This is a genomic window from Stenotrophomonas sp. 93052_Sma, assembly GCF_056481145.1.
In genome coordinates this window covers 4266739-4287225 of record NZ_CM151134.1, presented here as the reverse complement: position 1 = coordinate 4287225, position 20487 = coordinate 4266739, and the positions used below count along the sequence as shown (strand labels likewise).

Here is a 20487-nt window from a genome sequence, read left to right as displayed (position 1 = left end):
CGCCATATCTACCAAGCTGCCCGCCCGCCGGGCCCGTTCCCTGGAGACCTGCCGTGACCGTTGCCAACCCCCTGCTCGATTTTTCCGGCCTGCCGCGCTTCGAGGCGATTCGCCCCGAGCACGTGGCGCCGGCGCTGGACGTGCTGCTGGCCGAGGCCGAAGCCGCCGTCAGCACGGCCGAGCAGGTGCAGCCGGTGCGCTGGGAGACCTTCGTTGCCCCGCTGGACGATGCCACCGAGCGGCTGTGGCGCGCCTGGGGCCTGGTCGGCCACCTGCAGGGCGTGGTCAACACCCCGGAACTGCGCGAGGCCTACAACAGCAACCTGCCGCGGGTGACCCGCTTCGCCAGTGCGCTCAGCCAGAACCTGGCGTTGTACCGGCAGTACCAGACACTGGCCGCCAGCACCGAGGCGGCGCGCTTCGACGAGGCCCAGCGCAAGGTGCTGGACAACACGCTGCGTGACTTCCGCCTCGGCGGCGCCGAGCTGGCGCCGGAGGCGCAGCAGCGCTTCGCGGCGATCAAGGAAGAACTGTCGGCGCTGTCGGCGAAGTTCTCGCAGAACGTTCTTGACGCTACCGATGCCTGGTCGCTGATCGTCGAGGACGAAGCGCGATTGAAGGGCCTGCCGGAAGACGTGAAGGCCGCCGCGCATGCCGCAGCACAGAAGGACGGCAAGTCTGGCTGGAAACTGACCCTGCAGATGCCGTGCTACCTGCCGGTGCAGACCTGGGGTGAGGACCGCGACCTGCGCGAGATCCTGTACCGTGCCAGCGCACAGCGTGCGTCCGAATTCGGCGATGACACGCTGGACAACAGCGGCAACATCGACCGCATCCTCGCCCTGCGCGCGGAACTCGCCGCACTGCTCGGCTTTGGTTCGTATGGTGATTATTCGGTGGCGACCAAGATGGCGCAGGACCCGGCCGAGGTGCTCGGTTTCCTGCGTGACCTGGCCTCGCGCGCCAAGCCGTTCGCGGCCAAGGACCGTGCTGAACTGGAACAGTTCGCACGCGAGCAACTCGGTATCGACAGCCTGCAGGCCTGGGACCTGGCATTCGCTGCCGATCGCCTGAAGCAGGCGCGTTACAGCTATTCCGAACAGGAGGTGAAGCAGTACTTCACCGAACCGAAGGTGCTGGGCGGCCTGTTCTCGGTGATCGAGCAGCTGTACGGCCTGCGCGTGCAGGAGGACAGCGCGCCGGTGTGGCACGAAGATGTGCGCTTCTTCCGTCTGGTCGATGCGCAGGGCGCGCTGGTTGGCCAGTTCTACCTGGACTTGTACGCGCGCGAAGGCAAGCGCGGTGGCGCGTGGATGGACGATTGCCGCAACCGTCGCGCGCGTGGGGATGGCAGCGTGCAGACGCCGCTGGTCTACCTGGTGTGCAACTTCGGCCGTGGTGCCAACCGCAAGCCGGCGACCTTCAGCCACAACGAAGTAACCACGTTGTTCCATGAGATGGGCCACGGCCTGCACCAGCTGCTGACCCGCATCGGCGAACTGGGTGTGGCCGGCATCAACGGCGTGGAATGGGACGCGGTGGAGCTGCCCAGCCAGTTCATGGAGAACTTCTGCTGGGAATGGGACCACCTGCAGGGCATGACCGCGCATGTTGAAACGGGTGAGCCGCTGCCGCGCGCGCTGTACGAGCGCATGCTGGCTGCACGCAACTTCCACAGCGGCATGGCCACCGTTCGCCAGCTGGAGTTCGGTCTGTTCGACATGCTGCTGCACAGCCAGTTCGAGCCGGCGCAGGACAGCGTTCTGGCACTGCTCGATCGTGTGCGCGCGGAAGTGGCGGTGAACCACCCGCCGGTCTGGAACCGCTTCCCGCATCAGTTCAGCCACATCTTCGCCGGCGGCTACGCAGCCGGTTACTACAGCTACAAGTGGGCCGAGGTGCTGAGCGCCGATGCCTATGCGGCGTTCGAGGAGGCGCCGCAGGCGCTGGCTGAAACCGGCGCGCTTCCGCGAAGAGATCCTGTCGCGCGGTGGCAGCCGCCCGGCGGCGGAGAACTTCAAGGCCTTCCGCGGCCGCGCACCGCAGATCGACGCGCTGCTGCGCCACTCGGGCATGGCGTAAGGTGTTTGGTAGGTGCCAACCTTGGTTGGCACGTTACCGCTATCCACGCATGGCGTGGATCTACCGGAATGTTCGGACATGGCGTAACGCCTTGGTAGGCGCCAACCTTGGTTGGCGAAAAGCCCAGGCCAACCAAGGTTGGCCTCTACCGGGCGTCGCGCCTTGGGGTCATTCGGCGTAGATCATCTTCCGGGTCATGCCGCCGTCCACGATGAAGTCCTGGCCGGTGGTGAAACCGGACAGCGACGACAGCAGGTACACCGCCAGTGCACCGATGTCTTCGGGGCGGCCGACCCGGCCGACCGGGTGTTGCGCATGGTCGATGGCTGAGTATTCCGGCGCGTGGCGCTGTGAGGGTGCCTGCCACGCAGTGGTGCCGATCCAGCCGGGGCTGATGCTGTTCACCCGCACCGCCGGGCCGGCGCTGATCGCAAGTGCATGGGTGAAGGCCACCAGCCCACCCTTGGCTGTCGCGTAGGCTTCGCTGTGTGCTTCGGATTGCCAGGCCCGGGTGGAGGCGATGTTGATGATCGCACCGGCGGCGCTGGCGGTCAGTGCTGGCAACGTGTGCTTGCTGCACAGGAATGCACCGTGCAGTGACGACAGCCGGCGCTGCCACTCGTCCCAGTCCATATCCTGCAACCCTGTGCCGTGTGGACCGGCGATGCCCGCGTTGTTCACCAGTCCGTCGATACGGCCGAAACGCTGCAGGGCCACGGCGATGAAGTCGCGCACGCTGGCTTCGTCGGTGATGTCCAGGCGCTGGAACGCGGCATCCTCGCCGCGCTGCCATTCCGCCAGACACGCTTCTCCGGCCTCCACGTCCAGGTCGCCGATCAGCACGCGTCCTCCGGCACCAAGTACGGCCTGGGCAATACCACGGCCGATGCCGTTGGCACCGCCGGTGACCAGCACAACCTTGCCCGACAGTGGCGCGGCCGGCCATGCGGCAATCGGCGGCACCGTGCTCACGTCAGGTCTTCGCCGCGCAGGCGGCGATGCCAGCCGTCCACACCGATGCGGTCCAGGGTCTGGATGTTGCGCTCGACGATCACGTCCGGGTCCGGATAAACATCCACCGCGCGTGCCACGCTGTCTTCGCGCAGCAGGTGCAGGGTGGGGAAGGGCGCGCGGTTGGTGTAGTTGCTGGCGTCGTCCGCGGCCACGCCATCGAACTGGTAGTCCGGGTGGAAGCTGGCCACCTGCAGGATGCCCTGGAGGTCCAGTGCCTCGATCGCCGCATCGGCGTTGTCGAGGAAATCGTTGTAGTCGAGGAAATCGGTCAGCACCTGCGGATGCACGATCAGCGTCGTGTCGATCTGCTCGGCCGGGGTATCGCGCAGCAGCACCAGCTCCTCGGCCAGCTGTTCAACCAGGGCTTCCGGCGTGGTCGCATCGCTGAGCACGATGCGGACCTGGTCCTTCACGTACACCGCCTTGGCGAACGGGCACAGGTTCAGGCCGATGACGATGCGCTCCAGCCACAGGCGGGTGGCGGCGATCGGGTCATCGGTGGGCAGGTGGGAATCGGTCATGGCGGGCACGTGGGCTGGCGGGGCCGCCATTGTAGGCAGTGTGCCGGTGCTGCGCTGTCCACTGTGCAGGAACTGGACAGTGGCGAAGCTGGAAATTCCTGAAGATTCAAACCGTTGCGCGCTACCGATGGATGGCCGATTGCCAGTCCGGGGCGACGGGCGTGGAATGGATGCACGACACAGGAGGACACCCATGACTGCATCTTCCCCGTGGCTGCCGGACGCCCTCTGGGCCGGCGCCTTCTTTGATGGCCACTGGCAGGCTGCCCCGCAACGGCACCCGGTGATTGAACCGGCCACCGGCCAGGAGTTGGGCGAGATCGGCCTGGCCGACCCGGCGCAGATCGCGCGTTCGGCGGCTGCCGCGGCACAGGCGCAGCAGGCGTGGGCGGCGGCGCCCTACGAACAGCGTGCCGACGTGCTGCGCAAAGCCGCGCGTCTGGCCGAAGAAAACATCGACACCCTGGTCGAGTGGCTGGTGCGCGAAAGCGGCTCGACCCGCCTGAAGGCCGGCTTCGAGGCCAAGGTGACGATCAAGGCGCTGCACGAGGCCGCCGCACTGCCGTCGCGCAGCACGGGTGAGATCCTGCCCTCCGAGCCGGGCAAGCTGAACCTGGCGCGGCGCCGCCCGCTGGGCGTGGTCGGGGTCATCTCGCCGTTCAACTTCCCGCTCTACCTTGCGATGCGCGCGGTGGCCCCGGCGATCGCGCTGGGCAACGCTGTGGTTCTCAAGCCGGACCCGCGTACGGCAGTGTGTGGTGGCGCGGTGATCGCACGCCTGTTCGAGCAGGCGGGCCTGCCGGCAGGCGTGCTGCACATGCTGCCCGGCGATGGCGCGGCCGGGGCCGCGCTGACCAGTGACCCGCACGTGGCGATGATCCAGTTCACCGGTTCCACCGCCGCCGGGCGCAAGGTCGGCGAAGCGGCGGGCAAGCACCTGAAAAAGGTTTCGCTGGAGTTGGGTGGCAAGAATTCGTTGATCATCCTGGACGATGCGGACCTGGACCTGGCGGTGGCCAACACCGCGTGGGGCGTCTACCTGCACCAGGGCCAGATCTGCATGGCGACCGGCCGCGTGCTGGTGCACCGGAAGATCCATGACACGTTCCTGCAGAAACTGGTGGCCAAGGCCAACGCGCTGAAGGTAGGCGACCCGGCACGTGAGGACGTGGCGATCGGCCCGCTGATCAATGCCGGCCAGCGCGACCATGCTGCACGCGTGGTCGAGCAGGCGGTGCAGGCCGGTGCCACGCTGGAAGCGGGCGGCACGCACCGGGAGCTGTTCTTCGCACCCACCGTGCTCGGCAACGTTGCGGCCGACAATCCGGCCTTCAGCGAGGAAATCTTCGCGCCGGTAGCGGTGGTGGTGCCGTTCGACGATGACGACGAAGCCGTGCGCCTGGCCAACGACAGCGAGTACGGGCTGTCGATGGCGATCGTGTCCAGCAACGTCGGCCGCGCGCTGAAGATCGGCGAGCGCCTGCGTACCGGTCTGCTGCACATCAACGACCAGACCGTGAATGACGAGGTGATCAACCCCTTCGGCGGCGTCGGCGCGTCCGGCAACGGCACCAGCATCGGTGGCCCGGCCAACGGCGAGGAGTTCACCCAGTGGCAGTGGTTGACCGTCAAGGGCGAAGCGCCCGCTTACCCGATCTGATCGAAGGAGCCATCACGATGAACGACAACAACGCAACGCGTGAGATCACCGCCGCCGTGGTACGCGGCAAGGAGCAGCCCTTCGTCATCGAGCAGGCGACGCTGCGCGGTCCCCAGGACGACGAGGTGCTGGTGAAGGTGGTGGCCACCGGCCTGTGCCATACCGACCTGATCGTGCGCGATCAGTACTATCCGGTGCCGCTGCCGGCGGTGCTGGGCCATGAGGGGGCGGGCATCGTCGAAGCGGTTGGCCCGAACGTGCGCGACCTCAAGGCGGGGGATCACGTGGTGCTGACCTACGGCGCCTGTGGTCACTGCAATCCCTGCCGGGGTGGACACGGTGCTTACTGCAGGGATTTCTTCGCCCTGAACTTCGGTGGCGATGATGGTCACGGCCATACCGCGATCACCGATGCGCAGGGCCAGCCGCTGCACGATCACTTCTTCGCCCAGTCCTCGTTTGCCACCTACGCGCTGGCCCGCGAGATCAATGCGATCAAGGTGCCTGATGACGCACCACTGGAACTGCTGGGCCCGCTGGGGTGCGGCATCCAGACCGGTGCCGGTGCGGTGCTCAACTCGCTGCAGGTGCGGTCGGGCAGCAGCTTTGCAAGCTATGGTGCCGGTGCGGTGGGCCTGAGCGCGGTGATGGCGGCCAAGGTGGCCGGGGCCACCACCATCATTGCCATCGACGTGGTGCCTTCGCGCCTGGAGCTTGCTCTGGAGCTGGGGGCCACCCACGTGGTCAACAGCCGGGAGACCGATGTGGTCGAGGCGGTGCGTGCGATCACGGGTGGGGGTGCTGACTTCGCGCTGGAATCGACCGGTCGTCCGGACGTGCTGTCCGCTGGCGTCGAGGCGCTGGGTGGGCTGGGCATGATGGGCGTGGTCGGTGCGCCGAAGCTGGGCACCACCGCCAGTTTCGATGTGAACAACCTGCTGCTCGGCGGTCGCAGCATCCGCGGCATCGTCGAGGGCGACAGTGTGCCGCAGGTGTTCATTCCGCAGCTGGTGACCCTGTTCCAGCAGGGACGCTTCCCGTTCGACAAACTGGTGAAGTTCTATCCGCTGGAACAGATCAACCAGGCCGCCGAAGACAGTACCCGTGGCATTACCCTGAAGCCGGTGCTGCGCATCGCGGCGTAGTTTCCCTTGTTGGTAGTGCCGGCCGCTGGCCTGCATGGGGCAGATCCGTTTTCCATAACGGCTCTGCCCCTTTGTTTGAACGCGTCTTGAAACGGAAACGCTCCGTTGCCGAGACGTAACATGGCGTTGCCGCTGGCGGGTGTACGCTGCGTCCATGATGGCCACGACAGTCGGGCAGCAACAACTGGTGGCGGCACGTGCCGCTTTCGCCGACGGCGATGCGCGCTCATTGGGCGTGTTGCCGCTGCCGCTGCAGCAGTCATGGCTGCGTTCGCGCGCGGCGGGCCTGCAGCCGGGGCAGGAGCCGGACTATCGGCCGCTGCTGGGCGATGGCCGCCATCTGTCCCATCCCGATGACCGGCGCCTGGCGCGTTGCGTGCAGCCGGAGCTGGAACAGCTCTGGGCGGCCTTCGGTGGGCGTGGCTGGACGATGTTCTGCGCCAACCGCGACGGCATGGTGATCGCGCAGCAGGCCCACGGACTGGAAGATGCTCCCTTGCTGCGGCCGATCCAGGTCGGGCGACAGCTGGGCGAGACCGAGATCGGCACCACCGCGCCAGCGGTCAGCCTGGCCGACGATGTGCCGGCACTGGTGCGCGGCAACGAACACTACCTGCAGCGGTTCGCGCCGGTGTTCTGCCTGAGCGAGCCACTGCACGATCTCGACGGTCGGGTCTGCGGAGTGATCGATATCACCGGTCTTGGCGAGCGCGATCCCGCGCTGCTGCAGGGCTATTTCCGGCAGGCTGCGCTGGCCAGCGAAAATCGCTTGTTCCACAGCCTCACTGACGTACACCTGCTGGCCGTGCAACATGATCCGCGCTGGCTGGCGTCACCGCTGCAGGGACTGCTGGCGGTGCAGGAGGATGGCCAGCTGCGTGCAGCCAACCGCGTTGCACGGCGCCTGCTGGGCCTGCCACGGCGCGGGCCGTTGCCGCTGCTGGGTCTGGAAGCGCTGTTTTCCGGTGCCAGTGCGGCGCAACGGCGTCGGCTGCTGCAACCGGGCGCAGCGCATCGGGTCCGGCTGGGCGAGGGCAGTGCGGTCTACCTGCAGCGTCTGCAGGGGCCGCGGGGCGCGGCGCACCGGTCTACTGTGCGGAGCACCCCGGCAGATCCAGGCGCGCCGCTGCTGCGTGACCAGCAGCGTGAGGCCGCGCGTCGCGCGGCCCAGGCCGCTGACGGCAACCTCAGCCTGGCCGCACGCCAGTTGGGAATCTCGCGTACCACGCTGTACAAGCTGCTGCGCGATTGACCGCGTAGTCCACCGGGCAGGGCCCGGCGGGGGCATCAGTCGCGGAAGTTGTTGAACTGCAGCGGCAGTTCGAACTTGCCGGCCTTGAGCACGGCGATGGCGTCCTGCAGATCGTCGCGCTTCTTGCCCTGCACGCGCAGCTTGTCGCCGTTGATCTGGCTTTCCACCTTCAGCTTGGCGTCCTTCAGTGCCGCCGCGATCTTCTTGGCGATCTTCTGCTCGATGCCCTGCTTGACGGTGATCTTCTGCCGGGCTTGGGCCAGGTTGGTTTCGATGTCGCCGAACTCCAGGCTGAGCACGTCGATGCCGCGCGCGGCCAGGCGTGCGCGCAGGATGTCGTTCATCTGCTTGAGCTGGAACTCGGTCGGCGCCGTCTGGTTGATGACATCGCCATCGCGTTCGAACTTGGCGTCCACGCCCTTGAAGTCGAAGCGGGTGGCCAGTTCACGGTTGGCCTGGTCGATGGCGTTGGTCAGCTCGTGGGTGTCGACTTCGGACACGACGTCGAAGGAAGGCATGGGCGGTGCTCCGCAGAATTCAGTGGCGGTCATTCTATCGCGCTGGCTGCATACCCGTTTTGTGGAGTCGAGCTTGCTCGACTCGCTCCCTCCCTTGTAGCGCCGAGCCATGCTCGGCGGCTTTGTGAAGAGCAGTCGAGCAAGCTCGACTCTACAAACCGGTGCTGTCGGCGATAATGGGCCATGAACGTGCAACGCTCCCCTTCGCGTGCGGTGGCCTGGATGGTCGCTGCGGTCGCCTGTTTCTCGCTGATGGATGCTGGCATGAAGCAGCTGTCGGCCAGCTATCCCACTCTGGAAGTGACCTTCCTGCGTGGGGCGGCTTCGTTGCCGTTCGTGCTGGTCTGGGTGCTGGTCAGCGCCGGCCCGCGCTCGCTGATCCCGCGCCGCTGGGGCCTGCACCTGCTGCGTGGTGGGCTGGGCATGGCGATGATCGGCTGCTTCGTGTTCGCCCTGCGTGACCTGCCGCTGTCCACCGCCTACACCATCTATTTCGTTGCCCCACTGCTGATCGCCGCGCTGTCGGTGCCGTTGCTGGGTGAGCGGGTTGGCCCGCGGCGCTGGGTGGCCATCGGCATCGGCCTGGTCGGCGTGCTGGTGGTGCTGCGGCCGGGCGTGGACGGCTTCATCTCGGTGCCGGGGTTGATGGTGCTGGCGGCGGCCACCGCCTATGCCATCGCCGCGATCACGGTCAGCCTGCTCACCCGCACCGATACCTCGCAGTCGATGGTGGTCTGGTTCCTGGTGATCATGGCCATCGGTGCCGGTCTGTTGGCCCTTCCCGGCTGGGTGCCACTGCAGCTGGCGCATGCGCCGCTGATCGCCGGCATGGGACTGGCTGGGGCGCTGGGCCAGATTGCCCTGACCAAGGCGTTCCAGCTGGGCGAGGCCTCGATGATCGCGCCGTTGGAGTACAGCGGCCTGGTCTGGGTGATCGGCTGGGACCTGGCCTTCTGGGGCCAGCTGCCGGACAGCTATACCTGGGTGGGCGCGGCGATCATCGTCGCCTCGGGGCTGTACCTGCTGCACCGTGAGCGGGTGAACCGGCAGGAACCGCCGAAGCCGCTGGATCATCCCTGAGCCGGGGTAGTGCCGGCCGCTGGCCGGCAACTCCTTGCCCCGGAGGGATCGCTGCAGGTGCCGGCCAGCGGCCGACACTACCGGGTGCGGGCGACTTAGAACCAAAAGGAATAACATTCTGGCCCATGGCGCGGGCGCGCGACCGCCTGCGCTGGTAGGCTGCACGCCCCCTTCCGTCACCCAGCCGGTGAGCCACGCCCGTGATCGAGTTCCAGCGCCTGCACAAATCCTATGCCGTTGCCGGCCGCGCAGTCAGCGCGCTGCAGCCGCTGGACCTGACCATCGAGGCCGGTGAGGTATTCGGCATCATCGGCCATTCCGGCGCCGGCAAGTCGACCCTGATCCGCATGATCAACCGCCTGGAAGAGCCCAGCGGTGGTCGCCTGCTGATCGGTGGCGAGGATGTCACCGCACTGGATGCGGACGGCCTGCGCGCGCTGCGCCGGCGCATCGGCATGATCTTCCAGCACTTCAACCTGCTGTCGTCGCGCACGGTGGCCGGCAACGTTGCCTTCCCGCTGGAGCTGGCGGGCACGCCGAAGGCGGAGATCGATGCACGCGTGGCCGAGCTGCTGCAGACCGTGGGCCTGGAGGCGCACGCGCAGAAGTACCCGGCACAGCTGTCCGGTGGGCAGAAGCAGCGCGTCGGCATCGCCCGTGCGCTGGCGACCCGCCCGCAGATCCTGCTGTGCGACGAGGCCACCAGCGCGCTGGATCCGCAGACCACGGCCTCGGTGCTGTCGCTGCTGTCGAAGATCAACCGCGAGCTGGGCCTGACCATCGTGCTGATCACCCACGAGATGGATGTGATCCGCCGTGTCTGCGACCGTGTCGCCGTGCTCGACGCCGGCCAGATGGTCGAGACCGGGCCGGTCACCCGGGTGTTCCTGCATCCGCAGCACCCGACCACGCGCCGTTTCGTCAGCGAATCGGAGCACGTGGATGAAGGCGCGCTGCATCGTGATTTCGATGCCGTCGGTGGCCGCATCGTGCGGCTGACCTTCCTCGGCGGAGACACCTACGAACCCCTGCTCGGCAGTGTCGCGCGGGAGACCGGGGTCGACTACAACATCCTGTCCGGCCGTATCGACCGGATCAAGGACACCCCGTATGGCCAGCTGGTGGTCGCCCTGGTGGGCGGTGACCAGTCCGCCGCGCAGGCCGCGTTCGTGGCCGCCGGCGTGCACGTTGAGGAGCTGCGTCGATGATCATCGCCACTGCCGGCGGATTCTTCCGCCACCTGGATGCGGGCAAGTGGGCCGACATCGGCCAGGCCACCATCGACACTCTGCTGATGCTGCTCGGTTCGCTGCCGCTGACCCTGGCCATCGGCCTGCCGCTGGGCGTGCTGCTGTACCTGTTCGGCGCGCCGCAGATGAAGCGCCGTCCGTTCGCCTACGGCGTGCTGGCGCTGGTGGTGAACCTGTTGCGCTCGGTGCCTTTCATCATCCTGATGATCGTGCTGATCCCGGTCACCCTGTTCCTGATGGGGACGTCGCTGGGGGTACGCGGTGCGATCGTGCCACTGGTGATCGGTGCCGCGCCGTTCTACGCGCGCCTGGTCGAAACCGCACTGCGCGAAGTGGACCGTGGCGTGATCGAAGCGACCCAGTCGATGGGTGCAACCACCTGGCAGCTGGTCACCCGCGTGCTGCTGCCCGAGGCGCGCCCCGGCCTGATCGCCGGTGCGACGGTCACCACCGTGGCGCTGATCGGCTTCACCGCGATGGGCGGTGCGATTGGTTCCGGCGGCCTTGGTGATCTGGCGTTCCGCGATGGCTACCAGCGTTCGCACACCGACGTGGCCCTGGTTACCGTGGTCCTGCTGTTGGTTCTGGTGCAGCTGCTGCAGATGCTCGGCGACCGCCTGGTCGCGCATTACAGCCGCAAATGACGAGGCGCCGGGGCGCTGCCCCGGCGTCGCCCGGTGCATCGCGGCAGCCGGCCAGCGGCCGGCTCTACCCCATTGCCTGGAAACGGTAGTGCCGGCCGCTGGCCGGCAATCCCACCTGCAATCAACGCACGTTCGGTACTTCGTAGCCCAGCTTGCCGACCTGCTCCGGGTGCTGCGGCACGCGCTTGAGCTTGTCGGTGTTCACGCCGTACTCGTCACGCAGGCGCTCGGCCAGCTCCTTGTACAGGGCTTTGTCCATGTCCGGTGTACGCGAGAAGATCCAGGCCATTTCGCGGCCCGGGTAGCCGATCAGTGCCCACGAGTAATCCGGCGCTACTTCCAGCACCCTCGAATGGGTGGGCACCACGCGGTAGAACCAGGTGCGCCAGCCGTGGTTGCCACTGTCCGGGTCGACGCTGGCGCGGGCACGCACTTCCTGCAGCGGTTCGCCGAAGCCATCACGGTAGCGGTAGGTGATGCCGACCTTGTGCGCATCGCGCAACTCGTACTCGTTGACGCTGGCGACATGGCCACGTTCGATGAAGTTCGGTACGCGGCCGATCACGTACCAGGTACCCATGAAGCGCTTCAGGTCGATCGGTGCGTCCAGGGCAGCCGCACCAGAGGCGCTGGTACGGGGCGACGGCGGCTCACTGGCGGCCACGGCGGGGCCGGCCAGGGAAAGGGCCAGCAGCGCGGCGCAGAGCGGGCGGATCGAAGTCATGCGGGAGCGGGCTCCAGTGGGCTTGCACGCGCATGGTCGACTGTGTGCACGCGATCCGTCAATGGTGTCGCAACCTGTGAGAAGGGGGTTGCCCATGCTGTGTTGCATTGTCCACCGGAGAAGCCCCATGAACGCACGTTCCGTCCGCCGCTCTGCAACTGAACGCGTCATTCTCGAGCGTGCCGACCCGCGCCTGCTGCGCAGCGTGCAGCAGCTGGCCCTGGCCGGTATGGCGCTGGTACTGGTCTGGCCGGCCGCGCGGCAGCAGTGCCTGGCTGGGCTGGCTACCCATGTGGCTGGTGGGCATGCCGCTGGTGGCCTGGTGGGCGTTGCTGCGCTTTCCGTTGCCGCGCCTGTCGTGGCTGCGGCTGGCGCGTCGTACCGGTGGACAGGCACGTCGCCGTAGCGGCGGGGCGGCGCGAGGCCGTCGCGGCTCCACCGCCGCGGCCTGACCTTCGACACGGGGGCGGCCGCGGCGATCCATGCTAGCGTTCCACGGCTTATGACTGCCTGGAGCTGCAATGTCTCGACTCGCTTCCGCCTGCCTGCTGGCCGGCATGATGACCGCTGCCTCGGTGGGGACCGCCGTGGCCGCTGAAGACACCGATCGCTACGCCTGGCTCGAAGACGTCACCGGCGACAAGCCGCTGACCTGGGTCAAGGAACAGAACGCCAAGTCCGAGGCGCGCCTGGCGCAGACCCCGGCCTTCAAGCAGATGGAGACCAGCATCCGCGAGGTGCTCGACTCCGATGCCAAGATCCCCGGCGTGCAGAAGATCGGCGACTACTACTACAACTTCTGGAAGGACCAGCAGCACGAGCGCGGCCTGTGGCGGCGCACCACCCTGGCCGAGTACCGCAAGGCCTCGCCGCAGTGGGAAACCGTGCTCGACCTGGATGCGCTGAACAAGGCCGAGGGTGAGAACTGGGTCTGGCATGGCGCCGATTGCCTGCGCCCGGACTACAGCCGCTGCCTGATCGCGCTGTCGCGCGGCGGCGCCGACGCCGACGTCACCCGTGAGTTCGACCTGGCCAACAAGACCTGGATCAAGGACGGCTTCTTCCGTCCCGAGTCCAAGGGCGGCCTCAACTGGGTCGACCGCGACACCGTGTTCGTCTACACCGACTTCGGTGCGGGCTCGATGACCACCTCCGGCTACCCGCGCGTGGCCAAGCTGTGGAAGCGCGGCACGCCGATGACCTCGGCCACCGTGGTGTACGAAGGCAAGCCGGAAGACATGTACATCGCGGCGATGCACGATGACACCCCGGGCTTCGAGCGCAACCTGGTCAGCCGCACGCTGGCGTTCTACAACAACGAGCTCTACCTGCGTGGCGACGACGGCACGCTGACCAAGATCGACGCGCCGAACTCGGCCGAGAAGGGCCTGCACAAGCAGTGGCTGACCCTGGAACTGCGCGATCCGTGGACCGTGGGCGGCAAGACCTACGCGTCCGGTTCGCTGCTGGCCACCAAGCTGGATGACTACCTGGCCGGCAAGCGCGACTTCGAGGTGCTGTTCACCCCGACCGCGACCACCTCGCTGGCCGGCGCCACCTGGACCAAGAGCCACCTGGTGCTGAACGTGCTGGATGACGTCAAGAACCGCCTGTCGGTGCTGACCCCGGGCGCCGATGGCTGGCAGACCAGCCGCTTCGTCGGCGCGCCGGCCTTTGGCACGCTGGCCGTGGGCGCAGTGGACAGCAACGACAGCGATGCGGTGTGGCTGACCGCCACCGACTACCTGACCCCGACCACGCTGGCTCTGGCCGAGATCGGCCAGGCGCCGGAAACGTTGAAGACCATGCCGGCCTTCTTCGATGCCAAGGGCAAGGTGATCGAGCAGCACTTCGCCACCAGCAAGGACGGCACCCGCGTGCCGTACTTCGTGGTGCACGACAAGGCGATGAAGCTGGACGGCTCCAACCCGACCCTGCTGTACGGCTATGGTGGCTTCGAGATCTCGCTGACCCCGAATTACTCCGGTGGCATGGGCCGCGCCTGGCTGGAGAAGGGCGGTGTGTACGTGGTCGCCAACATCCGTGGTGGTGGCGAGTACGGCCCGCGCTGGCACCAGGCAGCGCTGAAGCAGAACCGTCACAAGGCCTATGAAGACATGGCTGCGGTGGCGCGCGATCTGGTCAAGCGCAAGATCACCAGCGCCAAGCACCTGGGCGTGCAGGGTGGCAGCAACGGTGGCCTGCTGACCGGCAACATGCTGACCCAGTACCCGGAACTGTTCGGTGCAGTGGTGGTGCAGGTGCCGCTGCTGGACATGAAGCGCTACAGCCACCTGTTGGCCGGTGCCTCGTGGATGGCCGAATACGGCAACCCGGACACCAGCGACTGGGAGTTCATCAAGACCTTCTCGCCGTACCATCTGTTCAACGAGAAGAAGAACTACCCGCCGGTGCTGTTCACTACCTCCACCCGCGATGACCGCGTGCACCCGGGCCATGCCCGCAAGATGGCGGCGAAGATGATCGACGCCGGCAAGGACGTGACCTACTACGAGAACATCGAAGGTGGCCACGGCGGCGCAGCCAACAACGCGCAGGCCGCACACATGTCCGCACTGGCCTACAGCTTCCTGTGGGAGCGGTTGGGCGGCAAGTAAGCAGAACGGAAAACGCCGCCCCAGGGCGGCGTTTTTCGTTGGGTTTACGTATCCACGCATGGCGTGGATCTACCTACGTATCGTGCGCTGGGTCAGTAGATCCACGCCATGCGTGGATGCCGTTCGCGCAGATCGATCAGGCGCCCCAGCTCTTCAACCCGCGTGCAATCCGCGCCACCGCCTCCTGCAGCCGCGGCACTTCCTGGGTATAGGCCAGGCGCACATGCTGATTGGCGCGATGGAAACCGAAATCCAGGCCCGGGGTGAACGCCACGTGTTCGGTTTCCAGGAAGTGCGCACAGAACGCCTGCGCGTCATCGGTGAACGCGCTGACGTCGGCGTACAGGTAGAACGCACCCTGCGGTTCCACTTCGATGCGGAAACCAAGCTCGCGCAGCGCCGGCAGCAGATAGTCGCGACGCTGGCGGAACGCCTCGCGGCGCTGCTCGAAGATCGCCATCGATTCCTCGCTGAAGCAGGCGAGTGCGGCATGCTGGGCGATGCTCGACGCGCTGATGTACAGGTTCTGTGCCAGCTTCTCCAGGTCCGGCACCGCCGCCGGCGGAGCCACCAGCCAACCCAGCCGCCAGCCGGTCATGCCGAAATATTTGGAGAAGCTGTTCAGCACGAACGCGCTGTCATCCACCTGCAGCACGCTGGGTGCATCCAGGCCGTAGGTCAGGCCGTGGTAGATCTCGTCCACCACCAGATGGCCGCCACGCGCGTGCAGGGCCTGCGACAGTGCCGCCAGTTCGTCGGCGGACAGCACGGTGCCGGTCGGATTGGCGGGGGAGGCCACCAGTGCGCCGACGCTGTCGGCATTCCAGTGCTGTTCCACCAGCGACGGCGTGAGCTGGTAGGCGGTGTCCGGGCCGACCGGAACCAGCTGTGCACCGCCTTCCACCAAGCGCAGGAAATGACGGTTGCAGGGATATCCGGGGTCGGCCAGCAGCCAGTGGCGGCCCGGATCGACCAGCAGGCTGCTGGCCAGCAGCAGCGCACCGGAGCCGCCGGGAGTGACCAGGATGCGTTCGGGATCGATATCCAGCCCGTAGTGGCTGCGATAGAAGCCACTGATCGCCTGGCGCAGGGCCGGCAGGCCACGTGCGGCGGTGTAGCGGGTATGGCCGGCGGCCAATGCGGCCTGGCCGGCACGCACGACCGGTTCGGCCGTGGTGAAGTCCGGTTCGCCGATTTCCAGATGGATCACATCGTGGCCCGCCTGTTCCAGCGCCTGCGCGCGGGCCAGCAGGGACATCACGTGGAACGGAGCGATTTCATGGCTGCGCCGGCTGTAGCCCGGCGTGTGGGGCAGGGTACTCATGTGCCCATGGTACGCCGCGCGTCCTGGTAGTGCCGGTCGCTGGCCGGCAACCACCCGCCTCTGTTTATCCCGAGGTTGCCGGCCAGCGGCCAGCACGACCCATGACCATCCGCAGGGTTGCCCGCAACCCTCCTGCAACCCAGACTCGAGCACAAGGACGCCATTGCATTGCGGCTCAAGGAGCCTTATCTCATGAAATCCACCCTCTGCCTGTTGCTTGCGAGCCTGATGACCACCACTGCCACCGCCGCCACGCCGCCCGTTCCGCCGGATGCCGCCAAGCATCCGCATGTGGTCAAGGCGCCGTTCGGCGCGACCCGCAACGACGACTATTACTGGCTGCGCGACGACAAGCGCGAGAACAAGGACATGCTGGCCTACCTGCAGGCCGAGAATGCCTATGCCGACCAGTTGCTGGCGCCGTTGAAGCCGCTGGAAGACACCCTGTACAAGGAGATCGTCGGCCGCATCAAGCAGGACGATTCCAGCGTGCCGGCGCGCGAGCGTGGCTACTGGTACTACAGCCGCTTCGAGACCGGCCAGGACTACCCGATCCACGCACGCCGCAAGGGCGGCATGGATGCCGCCGAGGAAATCCTGCTGAACGTCAACACGATGGCCGCCGGCAAGGGCTACTTCAGCGTCGGCTCGATGGAAGTCAGCCAGGACAACCAGCTGCTGGCCTGGGCCGATGATGATGTCGGTCGCCGCCAGTACACCATCCGCTTCAAGGACCTGGCCACCGGCAAGGTGCTGCCTGATGCGATCACCGGCAGCTCCGGCGACCTGGTCTGGGCCGACGACAACCGCACCGTGCTGTATGTCGAGAACGATCCGGAAACCCTGCTGACCGTGCGCGTGAAGAAGCACGTGCTGGGCACTCCGGCCAGCGCCGACACCGTCGTCTACGAAGAGAAGGACGACAGCTTCTACATGGGCATCGGCCGCACCCGCGACGATCGCTTCATCACCATCGGCGTGCACAGCACTGTGTCCTCGGAAGAGCGCTACGCGCCGGCCAGCGACCCGACCACGTTCACCGTACTGGCGCCGCGCCAGCGCGATGTGGAGTACGACGCTGACCACTACGACGGCCGCTGGGTGATCCGCACCAACGACGGTGCGAAGAACTTCAAGCTGGTCACCGCACCGACCGATGCGACCTCGCGCGCACAGTGGAAGGACTGGATCGCGCATGACGATGCGGTTTTCATCGAAGGCTTCGAGCTGTTCGATGCGTACACCGCCATCGCCGAACGTTCCGAGGGCCTGGAACGCATCCGCCTGCTGTTCAAGGATGGCCGCAGCGACTACGTGAAGGCCGATGAGCCGGCGTACTCGATGGGCCTGGGCGACAACACCGAGGCCGATACGCCGTGGCTGCGCTACGTCTACACCTCGATGACCACCCCCACCACCGTGTTCGAGCTGAACACCGCCACCGGCGAGCGTCGCCAGCTGAAGGTGCAGCCGGTGATCGGCTATGACGCGTCGAAGTACGAAACCGATCGTGTCTGGATCACCGCACGCGATGGCGTGAAGGTGCCGGTGTCGCTGGTCTACCGCAAGGGCTACCAGAAGGACGGCAAGGGCGCGCTGTTCCAGTACGCCTATGGCAGCTACGGCATGTCGATGGATCCGTACTTCAACCAGACCGCGGTGAGCCTGCTCGATCGTGGCGTGGTGTATGCCATCGCCCATATCCGTGGCGGCCAGGAGATGGGCCGCGACTGGTACGAGAACGGCAAACTGCTGCACAAGCAGAACACCTTCAACGACTTCATCGACGTCACCCGCGGCCTGGTCGCACAGGGCTGGGCGGCGAAGGATCGCGTCGCCGCGTCCGGCGGCAGCGCCGGTGGCCTGCTGATGGGCGCCGTGGCCAACCAGGCGCCGCAGGACTACCGGGTGATGGTGGCGCAGGTACCGTTTGTCGACGTGGTCACCACCATGCTCGACCCGACCATTCCGCTGACCACCAACGAATACGACGAGTGGGGCAACCCCGAGCAGAAGCAGTATTACGACTACATGCTGTCCTACTCGCCCTACGACAACGTGAAGCAGCAGGCGTACCCGGCGCTGTTCGTGGGCACCGGTCTGTGGGATTCGCAGGTGCAGTACTGGGAGCCGGCCAAGTGGGTGGCCAAGCTGCGTGACGACAACACCGGCCATTACCCGATCCTGTTCCGCACCAACATGGAAGCCGGCCACGGCGGCAAGTCGGGGCGCTTCCAGCGCTACCGTGAACTGTCCGAGTCGTACGCGTTCGTGCTGCAGCAGCTGGGCATCGCCCAGCCGTAATGGTGCAGGGGTGCCGGGCGTTGCCTGGCATCCCGAACCGGTATCCTTGCGGCCATGAGCCAGCCCGACCCCTCCGCATCCCGCGATGCTGCCACGCCACCGCGCGTGGTGCGTTTCCGCTGGGCGTGGTGGCTGCTGGCCTACGTCAGCCTGGGCACCGGTATCGTCGGCATCTTCGTGCCGGGCCTTCCCACCACCGTATTCATCCTGATCTCGGCCTGGGCTGCCTCGCGTGGTTCCGAGCGCCTGCACAACTGGCTGCTGCAGCACCCGCGCTTCGGCCCGGCCATTGCCAACTGGCAGGCACACGGGGCGGTCAGCCGCTACGGCAAGTGGATGGCCACGATCACCATGGCAGTGTGCGCCGGCATCATGCTGTGGTGCGTGCCGATCGCCTGGGTGAAGTGGTTCTCGATCGGCAGCATGACCGTGGTGGCGATCTGGCTGTGGACCCGGCCGCTGCCGCCACCGGAGCGGTAGTGCCGGCCGCTGGCCGGCACCCCGGTTCCCTGCACCAACCGCTCAGCCGCCAATGGCTATACTCGGGGCATGAAGATCCCCCATCGAAACGCCATCCTGATTCCGCTGGCAGCGGCTTCGCTGCTGTTCCTCGCCGCCTGCGGCAACAAGGGCCCGCTGGTACTGCCGCAGAAGCCGGTGCCGGTGGAAGAAACCGTCGAACCGGTTGCCGAGCCCGCTACCGAAGCGACCCCGGCGCAGACCGAAGGCAGCGGCACCCCGGCCACGACCGTGGAGCCGGCTGCACCGACCACGCAACCGGCGCCTGCGCCTGCGAAGAAGGTGGGCGGCGGGAATGAGTAAGGCCGGTTCCAAGGCCCTGCGCTTCAGCAAGATGCATGGCGCGGGCAATGATTTCGTAGTGATCGACCTGCGTGACGGCACTGCGCCGCCCACGCCTGAACTGGCCGCGCGCCTGGCCGACCGCCACACCGGCGTCGGCTGCGATCAGATCCTGACTATCGAAGCGCCGCGCGCGGAAGGCTCGGTGGCGTCGTACCGCATCTGGAATGCCGACGGTTCCAACTCCGAGCAGTGCGGCAACGGCAACGGCGCGCTGCATTGCGGCCTGGCTGGTGCGTGAGGGCAGTGCGCAGGGGGATCAGTTCGTCATCGACAGCCCGCTGGCCAGTCATGAGGTGAAGGCCCTTGGCGATGGCCAGTTCGCGGTGACCATGGGCGTGCCTGCGTTCGAGCCGGTCAACGTGCCGCTGGTGGGCTTCGCCCATGCACGCGAGGAGTACCTGCTGCCGTTGCAGGGCGAGAGCATACGCTTTGCCGCGGTGTCGATGGGCAATCCGCATGCGGTGATCGAAGTGGGCCTGATCGATGCAGCACCGGTCGAGCGCGTCGGTTCGCTGCTGCAGCAGCATGCCTCGTTCCCGCGCTCGGTGAACGTGGGTTTTGCCCAGGTGATGGGCCCGGCGCATGCACGTCTGCGTGTGAATGAACGTGGCGTCGGCGAAACCCTGGCCTGCGGCAGCGGCGCCTGCGCCGCTGCGGTGACCCTGATGCAGCGTGGCCGCCTGCAGCGCGACGCGCGCATCAGCCTGCCCGGGGGTGACCTGCGCATCCAGTGGCCGGGCGATGGCCAGCCGGTGGTGATGGCCGGCCCGACCGCATTCGTCTTCGAAGGGGAGTGGATCGCATGACCGAAACCGTCGACAAGCTCGGGGCCCATGAAGTCGCTGCCTGGTTGCGGCGACATCCCGGCTTCCTCAAGCAGTTCCCGGACCTGGCCCTGACCCTGGTGGTGCCACGCGACGACGGCCCGACCGCGTCGCTGGCCAGCTACCAGCTGGAAGTGCTGCGCGAGAAGAACCGCGAGCTGGCACGACGGTTGGCCGATCTGGGTGCCACCGCCCAGGTCAATGAACGCCTGGCAGTGCGCACGCATCAGCTGACCCTGGCGCTGATGAAGCAGGACAACGCCGCCGACACCCTGCGTGCGATGGCAGCCTCGCTGCAGGAAGATTTCGCCGGCGACCTGGTGCGATTGGTGGTGCACGCGCCGGTGGCTGGGCTGGAGCAGGCCGACTGGCTGCAGGTGATTGCTGCCGATGATGCGCAGCTGGGCCCGTTCCGCGATTGTCTGAACGACGGCGAGCCGATCTGCGGCCGCCTGCAGCCGGAAAAGAACGCCGTGCTGTATGGCGTGCGCAGCGAAGAAGTGCAGACCACCGCGCTGTTGCCGTTGCCGGGCGTGGGCCTGATTGCTGTGGGCAGCCACGACCCGAACCGCTTCTACCCGGGCATGGGCACGCTGTTCCTGCGCATGATGGGCGATGCGTTGGCCACCGGCCTGAAGCGCTTCCCGGGCTGAGCAGGACACG

At 66.9% G+C, this 20487-nt stretch carries 16 protein-coding genes and 3 pseudogenes; 14 read left to right on the top strand and 5 right to left on the bottom strand.

Features of this window, described 5'->3' with window-relative positions; genetic code table 11:
* The first annotated feature begins 53 nt into the window (after nt 1-53).
* Nucleotides 54-2082: pseudogene (locus tag ACZK2V_RS20000) on the top strand (M3 family metallopeptidase).
* Nucleotides 2083-2250: 168 nt separating this feature from the next.
* Here the strand turns inward: ACZK2V_RS20000 and ACZK2V_RS19995 are convergent.
* Together ACZK2V_RS19995 and ACZK2V_RS19990 are read right to left on the bottom strand one after the other, a co-directional pair.
* Nucleotides 2251-3054, bottom strand: a complete 804-nt coding sequence (locus ACZK2V_RS19995) for an SDR family oxidoreductase (protein WP_132810809.1) — start codon at nt 3052-3054, stop codon at nt 2251-2253.
* Nucleotides 3051-3617, bottom strand: a complete 567-nt coding sequence (locus ACZK2V_RS19990) for a DUF1415 domain-containing protein (protein ID WP_032129027.1) — start codon at nt 3615-3617, stop codon at nt 3051-3053. The genes ACZK2V_RS19995 and ACZK2V_RS19990 overlap by 4 nt, the downstream gene beginning before the upstream one ends.
* A gap of 193 nt (nt 3618-3810) precedes the next feature.
* Between ACZK2V_RS19990 and ACZK2V_RS19985 the strand changes: the two genes are divergently transcribed.
* The 3 genes from ACZK2V_RS19985 to ACZK2V_RS19975 all read left to right on the top strand — a co-directional run bounded on the left by ACZK2V_RS19985 (nt 3811) and on the right by ACZK2V_RS19975 (nt 7674).
* The gene (locus ACZK2V_RS19985; RefSeq protein ID WP_071228883.1) at nt 3811-5277 is read left to right on the top strand and encodes a benzaldehyde dehydrogenase; all 1467 of its coding nucleotides are present in this window, start codon (nt 3811-3813) and stop codon (nt 5275-5277) included.
* A 17-nt stretch (nt 5278-5294) separates the two neighbouring features.
* Nucleotides 5295-6422: an NAD(P)-dependent alcohol dehydrogenase gene (locus tag ACZK2V_RS19980; RefSeq protein WP_049399218.1), complete on the top strand. Its 1128-nt coding sequence runs from the start codon at nt 5295-5297 to the stop codon at nt 6420-6422.
* A 157-nt stretch (nt 6423-6579) separates the two neighbouring features.
* On the top strand, nt 6580-7674 hold the full coding sequence (locus ACZK2V_RS19975; protein ID WP_240792089.1) for a helix-turn-helix domain-containing protein: 1095 nt from the start codon (nt 6580-6582) through the stop codon (nt 7672-7674).
* 35 nt (nt 7675-7709) lie between these two features.
* On the opposite strand, the gene ACZK2V_RS19970 is transcribed toward ACZK2V_RS19975, so the two are convergent.
* Complete coding sequence (locus ACZK2V_RS19970) at nt 7710-8192, bottom strand: YajQ family cyclic di-GMP-binding protein (protein WP_006471121.1); 483 nt, start codon at nt 8190-8192, stop codon at nt 7710-7712.
* 183 nt (nt 8193-8375) lie between these two features.
* On the opposite strand from ACZK2V_RS19970, the gene ACZK2V_RS19965 reads away from it, so the two are divergent.
* From ACZK2V_RS19965 to ACZK2V_RS19955, 3 genes are all read left to right on the top strand, one after another.
* A complete protein-coding gene (locus tag ACZK2V_RS19965; RefSeq protein WP_107433295.1) occupies nt 8376-9272 on the top strand; it encodes a DMT family transporter in 897 nt (298 codons plus the stop codon).
* Between the two features lie 200 nt (nt 9273-9472).
* The gene (locus ACZK2V_RS19960; protein ID WP_032129022.1) at nt 9473-10480 is read left to right on the top strand and encodes a methionine ABC transporter ATP-binding protein; all 1008 of its coding nucleotides are present in this window, start codon (nt 9473-9475) and stop codon (nt 10478-10480) included.
* The gene (locus tag ACZK2V_RS19955) at nt 10477-11166 is read left to right on the top strand and encodes a methionine ABC transporter permease (protein ID WP_032129021.1); all 690 of its coding nucleotides are present in this window, start codon (nt 10477-10479) and stop codon (nt 11164-11166) included. The genes ACZK2V_RS19960 and ACZK2V_RS19955 overlap by 4 nt, the downstream gene beginning before the upstream one ends.
* Nucleotides 11167-11287: 121 nt before the next feature.
* Here the strand turns inward: ACZK2V_RS19955 and ACZK2V_RS19950 are convergent, their stop codons facing one another.
* Nucleotides 11288-11890, bottom strand: a complete 603-nt coding sequence (locus tag ACZK2V_RS19950; protein ID WP_010481371.1) for a lipocalin family protein — start codon at nt 11888-11890, stop codon at nt 11288-11290.
* Nucleotides 11891-12017: 127 nt separating this feature from the next.
* Here ACZK2V_RS19950 and ACZK2V_RS19945 point away from each other — a divergent pair.
* Nucleotides 12018-12342, top strand: a pseudogene (locus ACZK2V_RS19945) (hypothetical protein).
* A 69-nt stretch (nt 12343-12411) separates the two neighbouring features.
* On the top strand, nt 12412-14508 hold the full coding sequence (locus tag ACZK2V_RS19940) for a prolyl oligopeptidase family serine peptidase (RefSeq protein ID WP_197615758.1): 2097 nt from the start codon (nt 12412-12414) through the stop codon (nt 14506-14508).
* A 136-nt stretch (nt 14509-14644) separates the two neighbouring features.
* Here the strand turns inward: ACZK2V_RS19940 and ACZK2V_RS19935 are convergent, their stop codons facing one another.
* Nucleotides 14645-15832, bottom strand: coding sequence for a pyridoxal phosphate-dependent aminotransferase (locus ACZK2V_RS19935; protein WP_049399229.1), 1188 nt, complete (start codon nt 15830-15832; stop codon nt 14645-14647).
* Between the two features lie 192 nt (nt 15833-16024).
* On the opposite strand from ACZK2V_RS19935, the gene ACZK2V_RS19930 reads away from it, so the two are divergent.
* The 5 genes and pseudogenes from ACZK2V_RS19930 to ACZK2V_RS19910 all read left to right on the top strand — a co-directional run bounded on the left by ACZK2V_RS19930 (nt 16025) and on the right by ACZK2V_RS19910 (nt 20477).
* Complete coding sequence (locus tag ACZK2V_RS19930) at nt 16025-18136, top strand: S9 family peptidase (RefSeq protein WP_486322717.1); 2112 nt, start codon at nt 16025-16027, stop codon at nt 18134-18136.
* 54 nt (nt 18137-18190) lie between these two features.
* Entirely contained in the window at nt 18191-18616 is a 426-nt protein-coding gene (locus ACZK2V_RS19925; RefSeq protein ID WP_049463222.1) for a YbaN family protein, read from the top strand.
* A gap of 69 nt (nt 18617-18685) precedes the next feature.
* Nucleotides 18686-18958, top strand: coding sequence for an LPS translocon maturation chaperone LptM (lptM, locus tag ACZK2V_RS19920; RefSeq protein ID WP_005411097.1), 273 nt, complete (start codon nt 18686-18688; stop codon nt 18956-18958).
* A pseudogene (gene dapF, locus ACZK2V_RS19915) lies at nt 18951-19806 on the top strand (diaminopimelate epimerase). The gene lptM and the pseudogene dapF overlap by 8 nt, the downstream one beginning before the upstream one ends.
* Nucleotides 19803-20477 carry a DUF484 family protein gene (locus ACZK2V_RS19910; protein ID WP_049463225.1) on the top strand — a complete coding sequence of 225 codons (675 nt, stop codon included), beginning with the start codon at nt 19803-19805 and terminating at the stop codon, nt 20475-20477. Before dapF ends, ACZK2V_RS19910 begins: the two are co-directional and overlap by 4 nt.
* The last annotated feature ends 10 nt before the right edge of the window (nt 20478-20487 follow it).

Bases quoted from the DNA above. Each gene is read 5' to 3' on its own strand.
- ACZK2V_RS19910 (WP_049463225.1), top strand. From the start codon at position 19,803: ATGACCGAAACCGTCGACAAGCTCGGGGCCCATGAAGTCGCTGCCTGG.
- ACZK2V_RS19955 (WP_032129021.1), top strand. From the start codon at position 10,477: ATGATCATCGCCACTGCCGGCGGATTCTTCCGCCACCTGGATGCGGGC.
- ACZK2V_RS19925 (WP_049463222.1), top strand. From the start codon at position 18,191: ATGAGCCAGCCCGACCCCTCCGCATCCCGCGATGCTGCCACGCCACCG.
- ACZK2V_RS19975 (WP_240792089.1), top strand. From the start codon at position 6,580: ATGGCCACGACAGTCGGGCAGCAACAACTGGTGGCGGCACGTGCCGCT.
- ACZK2V_RS19965 (WP_107433295.1), top strand. From the start codon at position 8,376: ATGAACGTGCAACGCTCCCCTTCGCGTGCGGTGGCCTGGATGGTCGCT.
- ACZK2V_RS19970 (WP_006471121.1), bottom strand. From the start codon at position 8,192: ATGCCTTCCTTCGACGTCGTGTCCGAAGTCGACACCCACGAGCTGACC.
- ACZK2V_RS19930 (WP_486322717.1), top strand. From the start codon at position 16,025: ATGAAATCCACCCTCTGCCTGTTGCTTGCGAGCCTGATGACCACCACT.
- ACZK2V_RS19990 (WP_032129027.1), bottom strand. From the start codon at position 3,617: ATGACCGATTCCCACCTGCCCACCGATGACCCGATCGCCGCCACCCGC.
- ACZK2V_RS19980 (WP_049399218.1), top strand. From the start codon at position 5,295: ATGAACGACAACAACGCAACGCGTGAGATCACCGCCGCCGTGGTACGC.
- ACZK2V_RS19940 (WP_197615758.1), top strand. From the start codon at position 12,412: ATGTCTCGACTCGCTTCCGCCTGCCTGCTGGCCGGCATGATGACCGCT.
- ACZK2V_RS19985 (WP_071228883.1), top strand. From the start codon at position 3,811: ATGACTGCATCTTCCCCGTGGCTGCCGGACGCCCTCTGGGCCGGCGCC.
- ACZK2V_RS19935 (WP_049399229.1), bottom strand. From the start codon at position 15,832: ATGAGTACCCTGCCCCACACGCCGGGCTACAGCCGGCGCAGCCATGAA.
- ACZK2V_RS19950 (WP_010481371.1), bottom strand. From the start codon at position 11,890: ATGACTTCGATCCGCCCGCTCTGCGCCGCGCTGCTGGCCCTTTCCCTG.
- lptM (WP_005411097.1), top strand. From the start codon at position 18,686: ATGAAGATCCCCCATCGAAACGCCATCCTGATTCCGCTGGCAGCGGCT.